Annotated in this window: 14 protein-coding genes and 1 pseudogene; 9 read left to right on the plus strand and 6 right to left on the minus strand. The window is 70.1% G+C overall.

The window, feature by feature from the left end; genetic code table 11:
* Nucleotides 1-824, minus strand: an 824-nt coding sequence (locus tag QH470_RS06555) for a purine-nucleoside phosphorylase (protein WP_280271368.1), incomplete at its 3' end; no start/stop codon positions are given.
* Between the two features lie 103 nt (nt 825-927).
* On the opposite strand from QH470_RS06555, the gene QH470_RS06560 reads away from it, so the two are divergent.
* From QH470_RS06560 to QH470_RS06575, 4 genes are all read left to right on the plus strand, one after another.
* The gene (locus QH470_RS06560; protein WP_280271391.1) at nt 928-1,842 is read left to right on the plus strand and encodes a ribonuclease Z; all 915 of its coding nucleotides are present in this window, start codon (nt 928-930) and stop codon (nt 1,840-1,842) included.
* A 15-nt stretch (nt 1,843-1,857) separates the two neighbouring features.
* A complete protein-coding gene (locus tag QH470_RS06565; RefSeq protein ID WP_280271369.1) occupies nt 1,858-2,562 on the plus strand; it encodes an enoyl-CoA hydratase-related protein in 705 nt (234 codons plus the stop codon).
* A 192-nt stretch (nt 2,563-2,754) separates the two neighbouring features.
* A complete protein-coding gene (locus tag QH470_RS06570) occupies nt 2,755-3,930 on the plus strand; it encodes a M20 family metallopeptidase (RefSeq protein WP_280271392.1) in 1,176 nt (391 codons plus the stop codon).
* Nucleotides 3,931-4,073: 143 nt separating this feature from the next.
* Entirely contained in the window at nt 4,074-5,204 is a 1,131-nt protein-coding gene (locus QH470_RS06575; RefSeq protein ID WP_280271393.1) for a M20 family metallopeptidase, read from the plus strand.
* A 61-nt stretch (nt 5,205-5,265) separates the two neighbouring features.
* On the opposite strand, the gene QH470_RS06580 is transcribed toward QH470_RS06575, so the two are convergent.
* Nucleotides 5,266-5,745 (minus strand): gamma-glutamylcyclotransferase family protein, encoded by a 480-nt coding sequence (locus QH470_RS06580; RefSeq protein ID WP_280271370.1) that lies wholly within the window; start codon nt 5,743-5,745, stop codon nt 5,266-5,268.
* 241 nt (nt 5,746-5,986) lie between these two features.
* Here QH470_RS06580 and QH470_RS06585 point away from each other — a divergent pair, with 241 nt between their 5' ends.
* From QH470_RS06585 to glpD, 5 genes are all read left to right on the plus strand, one after another.
* A complete protein-coding gene (locus QH470_RS06585) occupies nt 5,987-7,390 on the plus strand; it encodes an NAD(P)H-quinone dehydrogenase (RefSeq protein WP_280271371.1) in 1,404 nt (467 codons plus the stop codon).
* A gap of 315 nt (nt 7,391-7,705) precedes the next feature.
* Nucleotides 7,706-8,839 (plus strand): hypothetical protein, encoded by a 1,134-nt coding sequence (locus tag QH470_RS06590; protein WP_280271372.1) that lies wholly within the window; start codon nt 7,706-7,708, stop codon nt 8,837-8,839.
* Nucleotides 8,840-8,915: 76 nt separating this feature from the next.
* Complete coding sequence (locus QH470_RS06595; RefSeq protein ID WP_483243932.1) at nt 8,916-10,184, plus strand: DUF8176 domain-containing protein; 1,269 nt, start codon at nt 8,916-8,918, stop codon at nt 10,182-10,184.
* Nucleotides 10,185-10,271: 87 nt separating this feature from the next.
* Nucleotides 10,272-11,450 (plus strand): aminotransferase-like domain-containing protein, encoded by a 1,179-nt coding sequence (locus QH470_RS06600; protein ID WP_280271374.1) that lies wholly within the window; start codon nt 10,272-10,274, stop codon nt 11,448-11,450.
* A gap of 621 nt (nt 11,451-12,071) precedes the next feature.
* On the plus strand, nt 12,072-13,823 hold the full coding sequence (gene glpD / locus QH470_RS06605; RefSeq protein ID WP_280271375.1) for a glycerol-3-phosphate dehydrogenase: 1,752 nt from the start codon (nt 12,072-12,074) through the stop codon (nt 13,821-13,823).
* A gap of 8 nt (nt 13,824-13,831) precedes the next feature.
* Here glpD and QH470_RS06610 read toward each other — a convergent pair whose 3' ends face one another.
* The 4 genes and pseudogenes from QH470_RS06610 to QH470_RS06625 all read right to left on the minus strand — a co-directional run bounded on the left by QH470_RS06610 (nt 13,832) and on the right by QH470_RS06625 (nt 15,927).
* Nucleotides 13,832-14,065, minus strand: coding sequence for a hypothetical protein (locus tag QH470_RS06610; RefSeq protein ID WP_280271395.1), 234 nt, complete (start codon nt 14,063-14,065; stop codon nt 13,832-13,834).
* Between the two features lie 266 nt (nt 14,066-14,331).
* Nucleotides 14,332-14,805 (minus strand): annotated as a pseudogene (locus QH470_RS06615) (FAD-dependent oxidoreductase); the annotation flags it as partial.
* A 65-nt stretch (nt 14,806-14,870) separates the two neighbouring features.
* Nucleotides 14,871-15,047 carry a hypothetical protein gene (locus QH470_RS06620; protein ID WP_280271376.1) on the minus strand — a complete coding sequence of 59 codons (177 nt, stop codon included), beginning with the start codon at nt 15,045-15,047 and terminating at the stop codon, nt 14,871-14,873.
* Nucleotides 15,048-15,162: 115 nt separating this feature from the next.
* Nucleotides 15,163-15,927 (minus strand): DNA-formamidopyrimidine glycosylase family protein, encoded by a 765-nt coding sequence (locus tag QH470_RS06625; RefSeq protein ID WP_280271377.1) that lies wholly within the window; start codon nt 15,925-15,927, stop codon nt 15,163-15,165.
* Nucleotides 15,928-15,992 lie beyond the last annotated feature (65 nt).

Here is a 15,992-nt window from a genome sequence, read left to right on the forward strand (position 1 = left end):
GGCGGGCGCGGCGGGGGGCGGCGGGGGGGGGGGGCTGGCTCGAACAACCCCCGTACCCCCCCGCCGCCCCTTTTTTGCCGGCCGCGGGGCGCCGGGGCGTGACCCTCGGCCAGCACCTCGGCGTGCGACAGATGCGCACCCGTGACACCGGCGGCCAGGTTGGTCACCAGCGAGATACCCAGCAGCCGGGCGCCGGCGGCGCGGCCCGCGATGGCCTCCAGCACCGTCGACATACCCACCAGATCGGCGCCCGCGGTGCCGAGCATCCGGATCTCCGCCGGCGTCTCGTACTGCGGCCCGTGCAGACCCGCGTAGACGCCCTCGGTGAGGCTCGGGTCGACCTCCCGCGCCAGCGTGCGCAGCTCCGGATCCCAGGCGTCGACCATGTCGACGAAGCTCGCCCCGGCCAGCGGCGTGCGCCCGGTGAGATTGATGTGGTCGCCGATCAGCACGGGCTCGCCCACGCGCAGGCCGGGCCGGATTCCCCCGGCGGCGTTGGTGAGCAGAATCGTGTCGGCGCCCGCCGCGACGGCCGCGCGCACCCCATGCACCACATCGGCGGGCTCGTAGCCCTCGTACAGATGCTGGCGGCCCATCAGCACCAGCGTCGGCGTGTCGTTCACCAGCACGGAATGCACGGTGTTCCGGTGGCCCTGCGCGGTCGGCGCGCCGAAGCCCGGCAGGTCGCTCATCGGCACGGAAGCGGTCGGCGTGCCGATCTCGGCGGCCGCGTCCTGCCAGCCCGAACCCAGCACCACCGCGACCCGGTGACGCGCTACTCCCGTACGTTCGGCAATCGCCTCGGCGGCCTGTTCGGCAAGCATGTGGCTCACCATAGTCGCGTCGGATACGGGCCGCCGCGTGGGGAATACCGCCCAGTACGGGCGCGATCCGGCGACCGTCGGCGGGGCAGGGCAGTATGAGGCCGTGCGTGAACTCGTCGTGTTGGGGACGGCCAGCCAGGTGCCGACCCGTCAACGCAACCACAACGGCTACTTCCTGCGGTGGGACGGGGACGGCCTGCTGTTCGACCCGGGTGAGGGCACCCAGCGTCAGATGCTGTACGCGGGCGTCTCCGCGGCGAGCATCACCCGGATCGGCCTCACCCACTTCCACGGCGACCACTGCCTGGGGCTGCCGGGCGTCCTCGCCAGGCTGAACCTGGACCGGGTGACCCATCCGGTCGACATCTGCTTTCCGGCGGAGGACATCGACTATTTCGAGCGGCTGAGCCAGATCGTGCCGCGGCACCGCGACCCCGGCCTGCGGCCGCACCCGATCGCGATGGACGGCCCGATTCCCTTGCCGGACGCGCCCTTTCACCTCGAAGCCGTGTCGCTGTCCCACCGCGTGGCGACGTTCGGGTATCGCCTCACCGAACCCGACGGCCGCCGGATGCTGCCGGATCGGCTGGCGGCCTCGGGAATTGCCGGACCTGATGTCGGACGCCTGCAACGCGCGGGCAGCCTGACCCTGCCCGACGGCCGCACCGTGACCCTCGACGAAGTCTCGACGCCACGCCGCGGCCAGCGGTTCGCCTTCGTCATGGACACCCGGATGTGTTCGGGGGTCGAGGAATTGGCGCAGGACGCGGACATGCTCGTGATCGAATCCACGTTCCTCGACGCCGACGCCGCGCTGGCACACGAGTTCGGCCACCTGACCGCCGCCGAGGCCGCCCAGGTCGCCGAGGCGGCGGGCGTGCGCACACTGGTGCTCACGCACTTCTCGCAGCGCTATCCCGACCTCGACGGCCACCGCATCGAGGCGAGCAAGTACTTCCACGGCGAGTTGGTGGTGGCCGAAGATCTCATGCGTGTTCCGGTCCCGACTCGCCGGTAACTTATGCTTCGCGCTATGCCGTACTTGGAGCGCGACGGGGATGTATTCGTCCTCTACCTCGGCAACGAGGGCCAGACCGACAGCGAGAACCGCTTCCATCCCGACTGGATCGACGAGTTCCACGGGCTGCTGGACCGGGTCGAATCCTCGGCGGGTCCGGCCGCCCTGGTCACCGTGGCCACCGGCAAGTTCTACAGCAACGGCCTCGACACCGACTGGCTGTTCGGCAACTACGACCGCGTGCACTGGTATCTGGACCGCGTGCACTCGATGTTCAGCCGCCTGCTGACCTTCGCCATGCCGACCGTGGCCGCCATCAACGGGCACGCCTTCGGCGCCGGCGCGATGCTGGCCACCTCGCACGACTTCCGGGTGATGCGCGGCGATCGCGGTTACTGGTGCCTGCCCGAGGTGCATCTGGGCATGCCGTTCACCGTCGCGATGAACGCCCTGGTCACCGAGCGTCTCACCAATCAGGTAGCGCTGGAGGCGATGACCACGGGTCGCCGCTACGCCGCCGCCGACGCGATCGCGGCCGGCATCGTCGACGAGCAGGCCGACGCCGACAAGGTGCTGGCCGCGGCCGTCACCCGGGCCGCCGCCCTGGCCGGTAACCGCAAACCGAATCTGCCGGTGATCAAGCGCGCGCTGCACGGCCGGGCGCTGGCCGGGCTGACCACTCCGACCACTCCGGAGAACCTGGCCTTCGACGCCGGCTGAGCACTCCGCCGCCGGAGTCCGATATTCGCTCCCGGATAACCCGGCGGGCGGCCAGGCGGTCGCAGTGCAACACTGTGTGCCATGCCACGTAGCGCCGGCGCCCACCCCTCCGACCCGGAGTCGGACCGAACAGTCGGATCGATCGACTCCGGAACAGGCGCTTCGTACTTCGCGACGCCGCCGGATCCCGCGCTGGTCGCGGCGGCCGACGCCGCGATCGGCGCCGCGTCGGACGCGCTGATCGCGCTGTCCCACGACATCCACGCCGAGCCCGAACTCGCCTTCGCCGAGACGCGCAGCGTCGCCAAGACCCTCGTTCCGCTGCGGGAGCGCGGCTTCGCGATCGAGACGCCCGCGGCCGGGCTGGACACCGCGTTCACCGCTACGTACGGCAGCGGTGAACTGGTGGTGGGAATCTGCGCGGAGTACGACGCGTTGCCCGAGATCGGGCACGCCTGTGGGCACAACATCATCGCCGCCGCGGCGGTGGGTGCGGCCCTGGGCCTGGCCGAGGTGGCCGATCGGTGCGGGATCACCGTGAAGGTGTTTGGCACGCCGGCCGAGGAGAGCGGCGGTGGCAAGGTCTTGATGCTCGAGCGCGGCGTGTTCGACGATACGGCGCTGGCGATGATGGTCCATCCGGGACCGTGCGACATCGTCGGCGCGCGCTCACTCGCGCTGGCGGACGTCTCGGTCGCCTTCCAAGGGCGTGCGGCGCACGCGAGCGCCGCGCCCGAACAGGGCCGGAACGCCGGTGACGCGGTGACCGTTACCCAGGTAGCCCTCGGTTTGCTGCGTCAACATCTGAACCCCGGGCAGCAACTGCACGGTATAGTCAAGACGGGCGGCGTTGCCCCCAACATAGTGCCCGGACATGCGGAACTGCTGTACTACCTACGGGCAGTCGACTCCGCATCCCTCGACGATCTGATGCGACGCGCATCGGCCTGCTTCGAGGCGGGAGCACTGGCGACCGGATGCACCCACGAAATCCGGACGCTGGCGCCCACATATACCGAGTTGACTCCCGACCCCGCACTACTGTTTGCCTATCGCGAGCAGATCGTCGGCACGGGCCGGGTACCGCTCGCGGCGGACCTCGAGGCAGCGCGTCCGCTGGGCAGCACCGACATGGGCAACGTCACCAATGTCATCCCCGGCATCCATCCGGTTATCGGAATCGAGGCCGGTGGCGCGGTGACACATCAGCCGGAATTCGCCGCGGCGTGTATCACGCCGTCGGCGGATCTCGCGGTGACCGACGGGGCCACCGCGCTGGCGCGTACCGCAATTGCGATTGCGGGCGATCAATTTCAGAGAGACAGGTTGTTGGAGCGCAGCATTCAGCGACAGGAGGACATTCGGTGAGTACAACCGGCGGGTCGGACACCGCACCGAGTACGGCGCGGGTGACCGGTCCGGACGCGCCCGCGGGACGGCTCGGCGCATCGACGAACGGCGCCGCGGCGGCGAACGGGGTAGCGCGCGGCCGCGCGGCGGTCGACGCATGGCTGAGCGAACACGCGGAGGACCTGATCGGGTGGCGACGGCACATCCACGCTAACCCCGAGCTGTCCCGCACCGAGTTCGCCACGACCGAATTCGTCGAGACATGGCTGGTCAAGGCCGGTCTCGAGCCGCGCAAGCTGCCCACCGGAGCCGGCCTCATCTGTGACATCGGCCCCGACGGCCCGCGCCTCGGCCTGCGCGCCGACATGGACGCGCTGCCGCTGCAGGAGTACACCGGACTGCCCTTCGCCTCCGCCGCTCCGGGCGTGTCGCATGCCTGCGGGCACGACGCGCACACCGCCATCCTGCTCGGCACGGCGCTGTCGCTGGCCGAGGCGCCCGAACTGCCGGTCGGCGTGCGGCTGGTATTCCAGCACGCCGAGGAGGTCATGCCCGGCGGAGCCATCGATATGGTCGCCGCCGGCGCCATGGAGGACGTGTCGCGGATGTTCGCCCTGCACTGCGATCCGCGGCTGGAGGTGGGGCGGGTCGGCGTCCGCGTCGGGCCCATCACCTCCGCCGCCGACACCGTGGAACTGGTGCTCGACTCGCCCGGCGGGCACACGTCGCGTCCCCATCTGACCAGCGACCTGGTGTACGCGATCGGTACGGTCATCACCGGCCTGCCCGGCCTGCTCAGCCGCCGCATCGATCCGCGCACCAGCACCGTGATGGTGTGGGGGGCCGTGTCGGCGGGCAAGGCGCCCAACGCGATTCCGCAGACCGGCATGCTCACCGGCACCGTGCGTACCGGCGACCACGCCACCTGGTCGCTGCTGGAACCGATGGTTCGCGAGATCGTCGACGGCCTGCTCGCCCCGACGGGCGTGCGGTACCAGCTGAACTACAAGCGCGGCGTGCCGCCGGTCGTCAACGAGGAACAGGCCACCCGGATGTTCGAGGACGCCATCCGCACGCTCGGCCCCGACGCCCTCGCCGACACTCCGCAGTCCGGCGGCGGTGAGGACTTCTCCTGGTACCTCGAGGAGGTCCCCGGCGCGATGGCCCGCCTCGGCGTCTGGTCCGGCCGGGGTCCCCAACTGGACCTGCACCAGCCCACCTTCGACATCGACGAACGAGCCCTCGCCGTCGGCGTCCGCACCCTCACCAACCTGGTCCTACAAGCACGCTGAGACACCCGTACCACGCCGTCCTGGCGCTCGCCACATCGTTCCGGCATGTTTTTGGCCGGAATCAGGGGCCGAAGGTCCCCGGGCCCACGTTCTTGCTGTTGCGGGTGCGTAGGGCGTGGACGTATTCGGCGGGGGCGCCGGCCTTTTCGGCCGCGTCCGAGATCACTCCGATGTACCTGGCGGAGGGCAGGCCGCCCTCGTAGGCGTCGAGCACATACAGCCAGGCCAGGACGGGTTCGGTACCGGTGCCGGGGCTCGGCGTGACGCGCAGCCGGATCTTCTTGTGGATGCCGAAGTCCGAACCCTCCCAGCGGTCCAGGCTCAGCTCGTCCTCGGCGGACACGTCGTACAGGACGACGAACACGCGCGAGCGCGGCTCCTCGACCACCGTCGCGAGCGGGCCCTCCCAGCCGATGTCGTCGCCGGCGAAGGTCAGGCGCCAACCCTCCAGCCAACCGGTTCCGTACACCGGGGAGTGCGGACAGCGCTTGAGCATCTGCTCGGGGTCCATGTTGGACCCGTAGGCGGCGTATATCGGCACGAGGCAAGCGTAGCTGGTGATGGGGTTATCTGGTGCCGCTGCCGACTCCTTCGTCGCTTCGCCGCGGCACCCGAAAACCGGGACGCGCCGAAAACCGTTGTGGTTGCGCGAGGGCTGAGCGTTGGGGACGAGTTGGTGTGGTCGGCTCACCGGTGGTGCAAGTAAACGTGTGAGGAGCAGGGCGGATAACGTTTAGGGGGTTCCGGAGATCCCGGGTGTCAGGTCGATAGCGGAGGTGCACATGACCCGCATTGCAATCATCGGGGGCGGTCCCGCCGGCTATGAGGCGGCGTTGGTGGCGGCTCAGCACGGCGCGACGGTCACGGTGATCGACAGCGACGGCATCGGTGGTGCGTGTGTGCTGTGGGACTGCGTGCCGTCGAAGACCTTCATCGCGTCGACGGGGGTGCGTACCGATCTGCGGCGGGCCCGCGATCTGGGTATCACCCTGCATCCGGCGCAGGCGCAGGTGCGGTTGTCCGAGGTGAACTCTCGGGTCAAGACGCTGGCGCAGGCGCAGTCGTCCGATATCCGGTCCAAATTGCAGGCGGCGGGGGTCACCATTCTCAACGGCCGCGGGCAGCTGATCGATCAGATTCCGGGTCTGGCCACCCATTTGGTGCGGGCCACGCTGGCCGATGGGGCGGAGCGGGTGCTCGAGGCCGACGTCGTGCTGCTCGCGACGGGGGCCAGCCCGCGCGTGCTGCCGGGCGCCGAGCCCGACGGTGAGCGCATCCTGACCTGGCGGCAGCTCTACGACCTCAAAGAATTGCCCGAGACCATGGTGGTCATCGGATCCGGCGTCACCGGTGCGGAATTCGTCTCCGCGTACACCGAGATGGGCGTGAAGGTGAAGGTGCTGTCCAGCCGCGACCGCATCATGCCCAGCGAGGATGCCGACGCGGCCCTCGTGCTGGAGGACGCGCTGGCCGAGCGCGGCGTGGAACTGTTCAAGCAGGCGCGGGCCGACGCGGTCGAGCGGACGGCCGACGGCATCGTGGTGAAGCTGTCCGACGGCCGCACGGTGACCGGCTCGCACGCGCTCATGACGGTCGGCTCCACCCCGAACACCCAGAATCTCGGCCTCGAACGCATCGGCATCGAACTCGACAAGAGCGGTTACCTTCGGGTCGACCGCGTGTCGCGGACCGCGGTGCCGGGCATCTACGCCGCCGGCGACTGCACCGGCCTGCTGCCGCTGGCCTCGGTGGCCGCGATGCAGGGCCGGATCGCGATGTACCACGCGCTGGGCGAGGGCGTGCAGCCGATCCGGCTGAAGACGGTGGCCTCGGCCGTGTTCACCCGTCCGGAGATCGCGACCGTGGGCGTCAGCCAGACCGCGATCGACAACGGCGACACCCCCGCGCGCACGGTGATGCTGCCGCTGAACACCAACCCGCGCGCCAAGATGTCCGGCCTGCGCCGGGGCTTCGTCAAGATCTTCTGCCGCCCGGCGACGGGCGTGGTGATCGGCGGCGTCGTCGTGGCGCCGATCGCCTCCGAGCTGATCCTGCCGATCGCCATGGCGGTGCAGAACAATCTGACGGTCAACGACCTGGCTCAGACCTTCTCGGTGTACCCGTCGCTGTCCGGTTCGCTCACCGAGGCCGCCCGCCAGCTGATGCGGCACGACGACCTCGGCTGAGTACCGGCCGACGTACCGGCCGACCCGGACCGCCGATTCGGCTGCTGACCAGGTCAGGACCACCGTGTTCCCAGCACCGGTGAGTGCCTGTCGCAGCTGTTGCCTGAAACTTGTTCGTGTGGTTCACTTCCCGCAGAGATGTGACTGGTGGGCGGTTGGTTGATTTCGTGTGCGGGGGATCGATCTTTCCCGAACCGGAGATCCGCGGACGGCCCCTGGCGGCCGGGACGAGCGGACCGGGCATCGATGAGGACAAAGCTGGAGCGCGGTCGACCCTTGACGGGGTACCGGGCTTGGGAAAGGGATTGCGAGACAGTGAAACATCGTAAGCCGGGTCGGCCGACGCGCACGGTCGCCAAGACGTCCTTGCCATTGGCCGCCGCGGCCGCTGTCGCGACGATCCTGACGGCCTCCGGCGGGCCGGCCACCGCGGCCCCCGCCGAGCCGGCGGTGCCCACCACCCCCGCGCAGCCGGGCGCCAACGAGTCGCAGCCGGGTACCAACGAGGTCCAGGCTCCGGAAGGCGAGCAGCAGCCGGGCGACGCGGAGCCGCAGGGACAGACCCCGAACCAGCCAGGTGTCACCACCCCGCAGCCGGGCACCACGTCGCCGCAGCCGGGCGTCACCACGCCGAACCCCAACGCCCCCAAACCCGATCAGCGCGATCAGGCCGCGCCGCGGCAGCCGGGGGTCACCGCCCCGCGCGTGGCGCCGCTGCCCGTGCCGGGCCAGAACAACCAGGGCGAGGTGCAGCCGGCGGTGGTGCCGGGCCAGCCCAACGGTCCCCAGGCCGATCAGCTCAAGCCCCAGCAGCCGCAGCCGGATCAGCCCCAGGTGGCGCCGCGCCCCGCGCAGCCGGGTCAAGGCGGCCAGGGCAATCAGGGCAACGGCCAGAACAATCTGGACACCCTCACCGACAACGGCCCCGCGGAGGAGACCCAGCCGCGCTGGAACGCTCCCAGCCTGCACGCGGCCCCGGCCGCGCCGGTCGTCCCGATGGCAGGCCCGCACACCGAGGTCGGCGCGAACATCGACGGCGGTGGCCTGGTTCCGGGTTACGTGGCCAACACCCACCACTTCAGCAACCTCGACGGCTACGTCGGCACGGTGGGCTACTCGACTCCGACGGGCACGGGCGACGGCGGTGTCTCGCTCGAGTACGTCGAGGCCAACAAGATCAAGGTCACCACCTACACCCACACCACGGGTATCGATGACCTGAAGTCGGCTACCGGTTTCGCCGACGTCACCAACGAGACCTACGTCGACACCACTCAGGCCAATGCCGCCAAGGCGGCGGTCGAGGGCTGGATCCGGATGCAGCCGGGCGGCGAAGCGGCCATCGCCGCCGCCGCTCAGGTTGGTAGGCTTCCGGAGGGCGACTTCGCGCCGCAAATCGTGAACGTCGTGGGCGTGACCACGCAGTGGAGTGGGTCGGTCCAGAACTGACACAGACCGAATCGACACGTGGGGCGGCCGTTCGCGACCGCCCCACGAGTGTGTCATGGGGAAGGGACTGTAGGTGATGGCCTCCGAAGACGATGCCGGGCGCGAAGAGTCCGGACGACCGGGTGCACCGGGTCGAGGCGAGTCCGAATTCGGCCCGCCCCTCTCCGAATTCGGCCCGCCGCTAGGCGATTTCGGCCCACCCCTGAAGGATTTCGGTCCGCCGACCGGTGAGGCCCCGGCGGTCGGCTGGGCGCCCGCGGACTCGCCGGAGCGCCCCACTCTGGGCTGGCAGCCCGCCGACGCACCGGCCGCGCCGCCCGTGCCGCCGCCGCCCCCGCAGTACCGCGCGCCGGATTCGAGCACGGCGGGCCCGGACTTGTCGCGGCCCGTGCAGGCGGACCCGCGCGCCGCCGAGCCGCGGCGGTCACTCGGTCCCGATCTGTCGCGTCCCGCGCAGGCCGACCCGCGCACCGCGGAGCCGCAGCGGTCACCCGGCCCCGACCTGTCGCGGCCCGCGCAGGCCGAGCCGCGGCGCACGTCCAGTCTCGATCTGTCGCGCCCGCCGCTGGCCGGCTCGCGTGGCGTCGTCCCGCGCCAGCCACCGCGGCCTGCCGACGCGTCCGACGACCGCGGATCGTGGCGCCAGGGACCGCCCACGCCGCCCCGCGAATCCTCCGGATCCCTCTGGGACGACGACGATTTGGCGAAGAAGCTGGTTGCCGCGCGCCCGACCGCGCAGCGCGAATCCTCGTCCTCCCTGTGGGACGACGACGATCTGGCCAAGAAGCTCGCCGCACCCCGGACCGAGCCCGAGGCCGAGCCGGAGAAGTCCGGCCGCAACACGAGGGTGCTGATCGGCGGCCTGGCCGCGGCCTTCGTGGTGATCGTGGCGATCGCCGCCGTGATCGTCTTCGCCACGCGGAACAACGGGCAGGACAGCGCTCCGACGGCCGGACCGGCGCCCTCCGCGGCCGGGGCGGCCGACTGCCAGACCAAGACCGACGGCAATGTGACGACCGGCAACGGACCGGGCGACACCGCCAGCGGTATCGGGGCGATCCTTGCCTTCCAGCACGCGTACTACACCGACCGCAACGCCACGCTGGCCCGCGGTTTCGCGGCTCCCGACGTGAACCTCCTACCGGCCGCGGACCTGCAGAAGGCCATCGACGAGCAGATCCCGCGCGGCACGACCTACTGTCTGCGGATCGTGACAGCGCAGCCCGACCGGTTCAACGTGGAGATCACCGAGCATCGCCCGGATGGCGCTACGGCCCTGTACGCGCAGGTCATTACGACCGTCGTGGTCGACGGACGGACGCTGGTGGGACAGATCATCTGGTGAGAGATCTCATTATGTGAGAATTTGATTTCAGAATCTGGGTTCTCGTGTGTGACAGTGGGGTATCGCGCAGTCCCTGGAGGTCGCCCCATGTCGCCGCTCACCCCACCACTGGCTCACCGGCTGGACGGTCTGCGGAGTTCGGCGATTCGTGACCTGCTGAAGCTGACCGCACGCGCCGATGTCATCGGACTCGCCGGCGGGCTGCCCGACGCCGAACTGATGCCGCGGGACCGGATCGCGCTGGCGGCCGAGTCGGCGCTGGCGGATCGCGCTCGGCTGCAATACACCGAATCGGCGGGCTGGGGGCCGTTGCGTGAGGTACTGGCCGCCCGGGAAACGGCGCGGATAGGCCGTCCGGTGCCGGTCGAGGAGGTTTTCGTCACCCACGGGTCGCAGCAGGCGCTGTCGCTGCTGGGCGAGGTGCTGCTGGATCCGGGGGCGTTGGTGGTGGTCGAGGATCCGGCGTATGTCGGCGCGCTACAGGTGTTCCGTGCCGCGGGCGCGCGCGTGGTCGGAATCCCGCTGGATGCCCAGGGTATGCGGATCGACGCGTTGACCGAGTTGCTCGAGCGTGGCGAGCGGCCCGCCGTAGTGCACACGGTGAGCAACTTCCACAATCCCGGGGGCGTCACCATGAGCCCGACCCGTCGCCGGGAGCTGGCGACGCTCGCCGAACGGCACGGGTTCTGGGTGATCGAGGACGATCCGTACGGTGAGCTGTGGTTCGATGAGCCGTCGCCCGCGCCGGTGGCGTCCTACTCGCCCAATGTGATTCGGCTGTCGAGCGCGTCGAAGATTTTGGCGCCGACCCTGCGGACGGGGTGGATGGTGGCGCCGGACGCGGTGTGCCGTGGTGTGGAACTGCTGAAGCAGGGCGCCGACCTCTGCGGTTCCGCGCTGACCCAGCAGATCACCACCGAACTGCTCGCCGACGAAGCCTGGCTGAGCGGTCACGTGGACAAGGTGCGACGTTGCTATGGCGAGCGGGCGGAAGCGCTGGTCGGCGCTCTGCGCGACCGGTTCGGTGAGCGGATCGTGAGCACCGACGCGACCGGCGGGATGTTCGTGTGGGCCGACTTCACCGACGGCGTCGACACGGCTGCGCTGCTGTCGCGCGCCGTCGACCGAGGTGTGGCGTACGTGCCGGGGTCGGCCTTCGCCGTCACCGCCGGCTACCGAAGCTCGATGCGCCTGTGCTTCACCACGTTCGACGCGCCCACGCTGCGTGCCGCCGTCGAACGCCTGGCCTTGGCCGTCGACGAATAGCCAACTGCCGCAGTGTGTTTGCGTCCGGAGCGGACAGCCTCATCCTTGCTCTGGAGTCGGTCACCCCCGTAACCTTCGAGCGAACCTAACGGGAGGCAGTTTCCATGATTTCGAAAATCGTTGCGGGAGTTCTGATTACGACCGCCGCCGCACTCATCGCGCCGGGCGTGGCCACGGCCGGGCCTTGTCAGCCGGGTGTGTCGACGAATTGCACCAATACGCCGCCGCCGCCGAAGTGCCAGCCGGGCGTGTCGAAGGACTGCAAGTCGTAGCGGCACAGCCGAGCCACGAGTATGGCCTCCGTCCGGTAGCCGGTCGGAGGCCGTACTCGTTTGCCCGTGGGTCACTGCGGTGCGTACCGCGTCGGTGGTCGCTGTGTGCCGCCGGTGCGGGCTGCGCTGCTTGTGCGGTGTGTTTCACATCGCCGCGGAGTGACGGGTGGGCTACCGTTGGCCTCGGTTACTCGTGGGTAGGCCGAGGACGGACGCGCGACACGAGCGCCACCCCGGCCGGGAAGTCTCGGTGTTCCCATAGCCTGGACGCGAGCAGCCGACGAGAGCTTTCACCAACGGCGGGTCGATCCGCAACCCGCGACCACGGGCGTTCTGGAGGAGGCGGGCTATGACGAAGAAGGCGCAACCGCAGGGGCAAGCCGCCGGCGATCTCGGACCCGCGCAGCGGGCCGATGCGTGGGAGCGGCTCGGCGACGAGCATTTCGACGTGGTGGTGATCGGTGGGGGCGTGGTCGGCGCGGGAATCGCGCTGGACGCGGCCACTCGCGGGCTGGAGGTCGCGCTGGTGGAGGCGCGGGATCTGGCGTCGGGGACCTCGAGCCGGTCGTCGAAGATGTTTCACGGCGGGCTGCGGTATCTGGAGCAGCTCGAGTTCGGGCTGGTGCGGGAGGCGTTGCACGAGCGCGAGTTGAGCCTGAAAACCCTTGCGCCGCATCTGGTCAAGCCGCTGCGCTTTCTCTATCCGCTCACCCATCGGGTGTGGGAGCGGCCGTACGTGGCCTCGGGGCTGGTGCTCTACGACACCATGGGCGGCGCGAAATCCGTTCCGGGACAGCATCATGTCACCCGGTCGGGTGCGCTGCGGCTGGCGCCCGGCCTGCGCCGCGACGCGCTCATCGGCGGGGTCACCTACTACGACACCGTGGTCGACGACGCGCGGCACACCATGACGGTGGCCCGCACCGCGGCCCACTACGGCGCCGTGATCCGCACATCCACGCAGGTGGTCGGCTTCCTGCGAGAGGCCGACCGGGTGGTGGGCGTCGAGGTGCGCGACAGTGAGGACGGCCGCACCACCGAGGTGCGCGGTCATGTGGTCGTCAACGCGACCGGTGTGTGGACCGACGAGATCCAGGCGCTGTCGCATCAGCGCGGCCGGTTCCACGTGCGCGCCTCCAAGGGCGTGCACATCGTCGTTCCGCGCGACCGCATCGCCAGTGACGCCGCGCTGATTCTGCGCACCCCGACCTCGGTGCTGTTCGTCATCCCGTGGGGCAGCAACCACTGGATCGTCGGCACCACCGACACCGACTGGAATCTGGATCTCGCGCACCCCGCGGCCACCAAGGCCGACATCGACTATCTGCTGGACCGGGTGAACGAGGTGCTGGTCACGCCGCTCACCCACGACGACATCCAGGGCGTGTACGCCGGGCTGCGGCCGCTGCTGGCGGGGGAGAGCGACGAGACGTCGAAGCTGTCGCGTGAGCATGCCGTCGCACGGCTGGCGCCGGGCCTGGTCGCCATCGCGGGCGGCAAGTACACCACCTACCGCGTGATGGCCTACGACGCGGTAGACGCTGCGGCGCAAGACATTCCACAGCGCGTCTCGCCGAGCATCACCGACAAGGTGCCGCTGCTGGGCGCCGACGGCTACTTCGCCCTGCTCAACCAGACGCCGCATCTCGCCGAGACTTACGGCGTGCACCCGTATCGGGTCGAGCACCTGCTCAACCGGTACGGTTCGCTGGTCACCCACGTCCTCGACCTGGCCGCGGGCAAACCCGAACTGCTGCAACCGATTACGGATGCGCCCACCTACCTGCGGGTGGAGGCGGTGTACGCGGCCGCCGCCGAGGGCGCCCTGCACCTCGACGACATCCTGGCCCGCCGCACCCGCATCTCCATCGAGTACGCCCACCGCGGCGCGGACTGCGCCGAGGAGGTAGCGCGACTGGTCGCGCCGGTACTGGGCTGGTCCGACGCCGACATCACGCGAGAAGTCGAGACCTACAGCGCCCGAGTCCGATCCGAGATCCAATCCCAGACCCAGCCGGACGACGAGTCGGCGGACGCCCTGCGCGCGGCGGCGCCGGAACCTCGCCCGGAAATCCTGGAACCGGTGCCGACCGAACGGTGAGCGTGCGGTCAGCGGTCTGCCGATTCGACGTCGGCCGCCCAGGAGACCAGGGTGCGCAGGTAGCGCAGGACCAGCTCGTCCGGATAGTCCGCGGGGTGCTCGAGGTGGAGCCGGACCAGTTCCTCGATGGCGGCCAACAGGATTCGTTCGGTGGGGCCGTCGGGGTCGACGCTCGTGCCGGTGAACCGGGACAGGTGGTGGGCGCCGACCCGGAGGGCGTAGGCGCGGCCGAGAGTGTCCACGTCGTCCGCGGTGGTGGGTCCGTCGACGCTGCCGACACCGGCGAGTGCGATGGACCGCTCCCGTTCCAGCAGTGGATCCGGCGCGCCACCGCGCGGTAGCGCACGTCCACGCCGCGTCGCTCGAACAGCTCGAGCGCGCCGGTGATGTAGAGCGTGTCCAGGTCGACGGTCGGGTAGCCGATGGTCACGGGAATCCGGTTGGCGAGACCGAGGCGCAGTCCGGTCGCCAGCACATCGGCGAAGACCTTCGCCGATTCCCGCTGCACGGGTTCGGCCGCGATGCCCAGCGCCAGCCAGTCCCAGAGGGCCTCGCGGGCGGTGGCGGGCATGCCGACGCGCTGGAACCACTGCTCGGTGGTGAGGTCGGCCAGGTCGGCGGGCTGGTGCAGGCATTGCCAGCCCAGCCGCAGGGTGGCGCGCGTCGCCCGGAGCCGGTCCGGCAGGCTCGCGCTCGGATGCACGCCGAACAGTGTTTTGATCGCGCCCGCGCCGGTGGTGACCAGACTCGCCTGGCGGCCGTCCGGCCAGCGCAGCGTCGCTCGCCGCGGAAAGGCGACGAATCGGCGGGTACCGATGGTCTCGAGATAGCGGAACAGATGGACGTAGCCGCTGGCGATGACGTGCTGGCCGTTGTCCGGGGTGTCGTCCACCTGCTCGGCGCGCATGGCCTGCGTGCGACCACCCAGCCGACCGCGGCGCTCCAGCAGGGTGGCCTGTTTGCCGGCCTCGGCCAGCCACACGGCGGCGGCGAGCCCGGCCAGGCCGCCTCCGATGGGTCAAGGGATTCGCGGCGATCGCGGTTCGATCAGTGCGGCGAGGTGACGGTGGCGGGTGGCCGACCGGTCGGCCGTGACACCCCACTGTGCGAATGATGCTGGCAGAGCAGGCAGGAGAACAGGACGGTCACCACCGTCGCGATCGTGGCGACGAGCAGTTGGGTGGCGATGCCGGCGATGCGGCGCCGGGCCATGGTCGCTGCCATCCGCCTCTCTCCTGGATCCGGGTTCGATCGGTCGCAGAGAGTGTCGGACCTGGTCGTTGAAATGTTAGCAATCGAGTGGCAAAAGTATCCGGTCCGGCGATACGGCGTGCCGGTGCTAGCCGGGCGCGGGCTGGCAGCGCGGGCAGAAGTAGATGCCGCGCTCGGAACGGGTGGCAGTGTCGTCGCCGAGCAGGTGGACGACCATGCCGGTGCCGCATCGTCGGCACGGTTGCCGTTGCCGCCCATAGGCCAGCGTGCGCCAGGGCGGGTGGTGGGCGGCCTCGGTGAGTACGCGGTGCGCCTCGGCGACCAGACCGGGGAGGTCGTCGACGGCGGCGACCGGGGTGGCCGGGTGGACGCGGCGCAGGAAGCAGACCTCGCTGCGGTAGATATTTCCGATTCCGGCGAGATTGCGCTGGTCGAGCAGGGCGAGGCCGATCGGCTGGTCCGGGTGCCGGGCCAGCCGCCGAACCGCCTCGCCCGCATCCCAATTCGGTCCCAGCAGGTCCGGGCCGAGGTGGTCGACGGCGGTGTGTTCGTCGGCGCGAGGGAGCGCCTCGACCAGGCCGAGCAAGAAGCCGACGGCTTCCGCGTCGTCGGTGGTCAGCACCAGCCGTGCCGTGAAACCCGGTTTGGTCCAGCGCTGCCCGGGCCGGTACACGCGCCACACGCCTTCCATCTTCAGGTGGGTGTGGATGCTGACGGTCGGCGTCCGGACGAACAGATGCTTGCCGTAGCTGCCGACCTCCTCGACCCGCTGGCCGCGCAGATCGAGCGTCGCATAGCGCGGGACACGGAAATCGCTGCGAGTCAGCATCTTTCCAGCAAGCGCCTGTCGCAGGCGGGCCGCGGCGAGATAGACGGTGTCACCCTCGGGCATCCGAGCCTCGCTGTCGAGCGATGAAAGCCACTGTGGGCCAACATTTCCCGGACGGCGCGCCTGGC

The organism is Nocardia wallacei (assembly GCF_029868745.1).
Classification (GTDB): domain Bacteria; phylum Actinomycetota; class Actinomycetes; order Mycobacteriales; family Mycobacteriaceae; genus Nocardia; species Nocardia wallacei_B.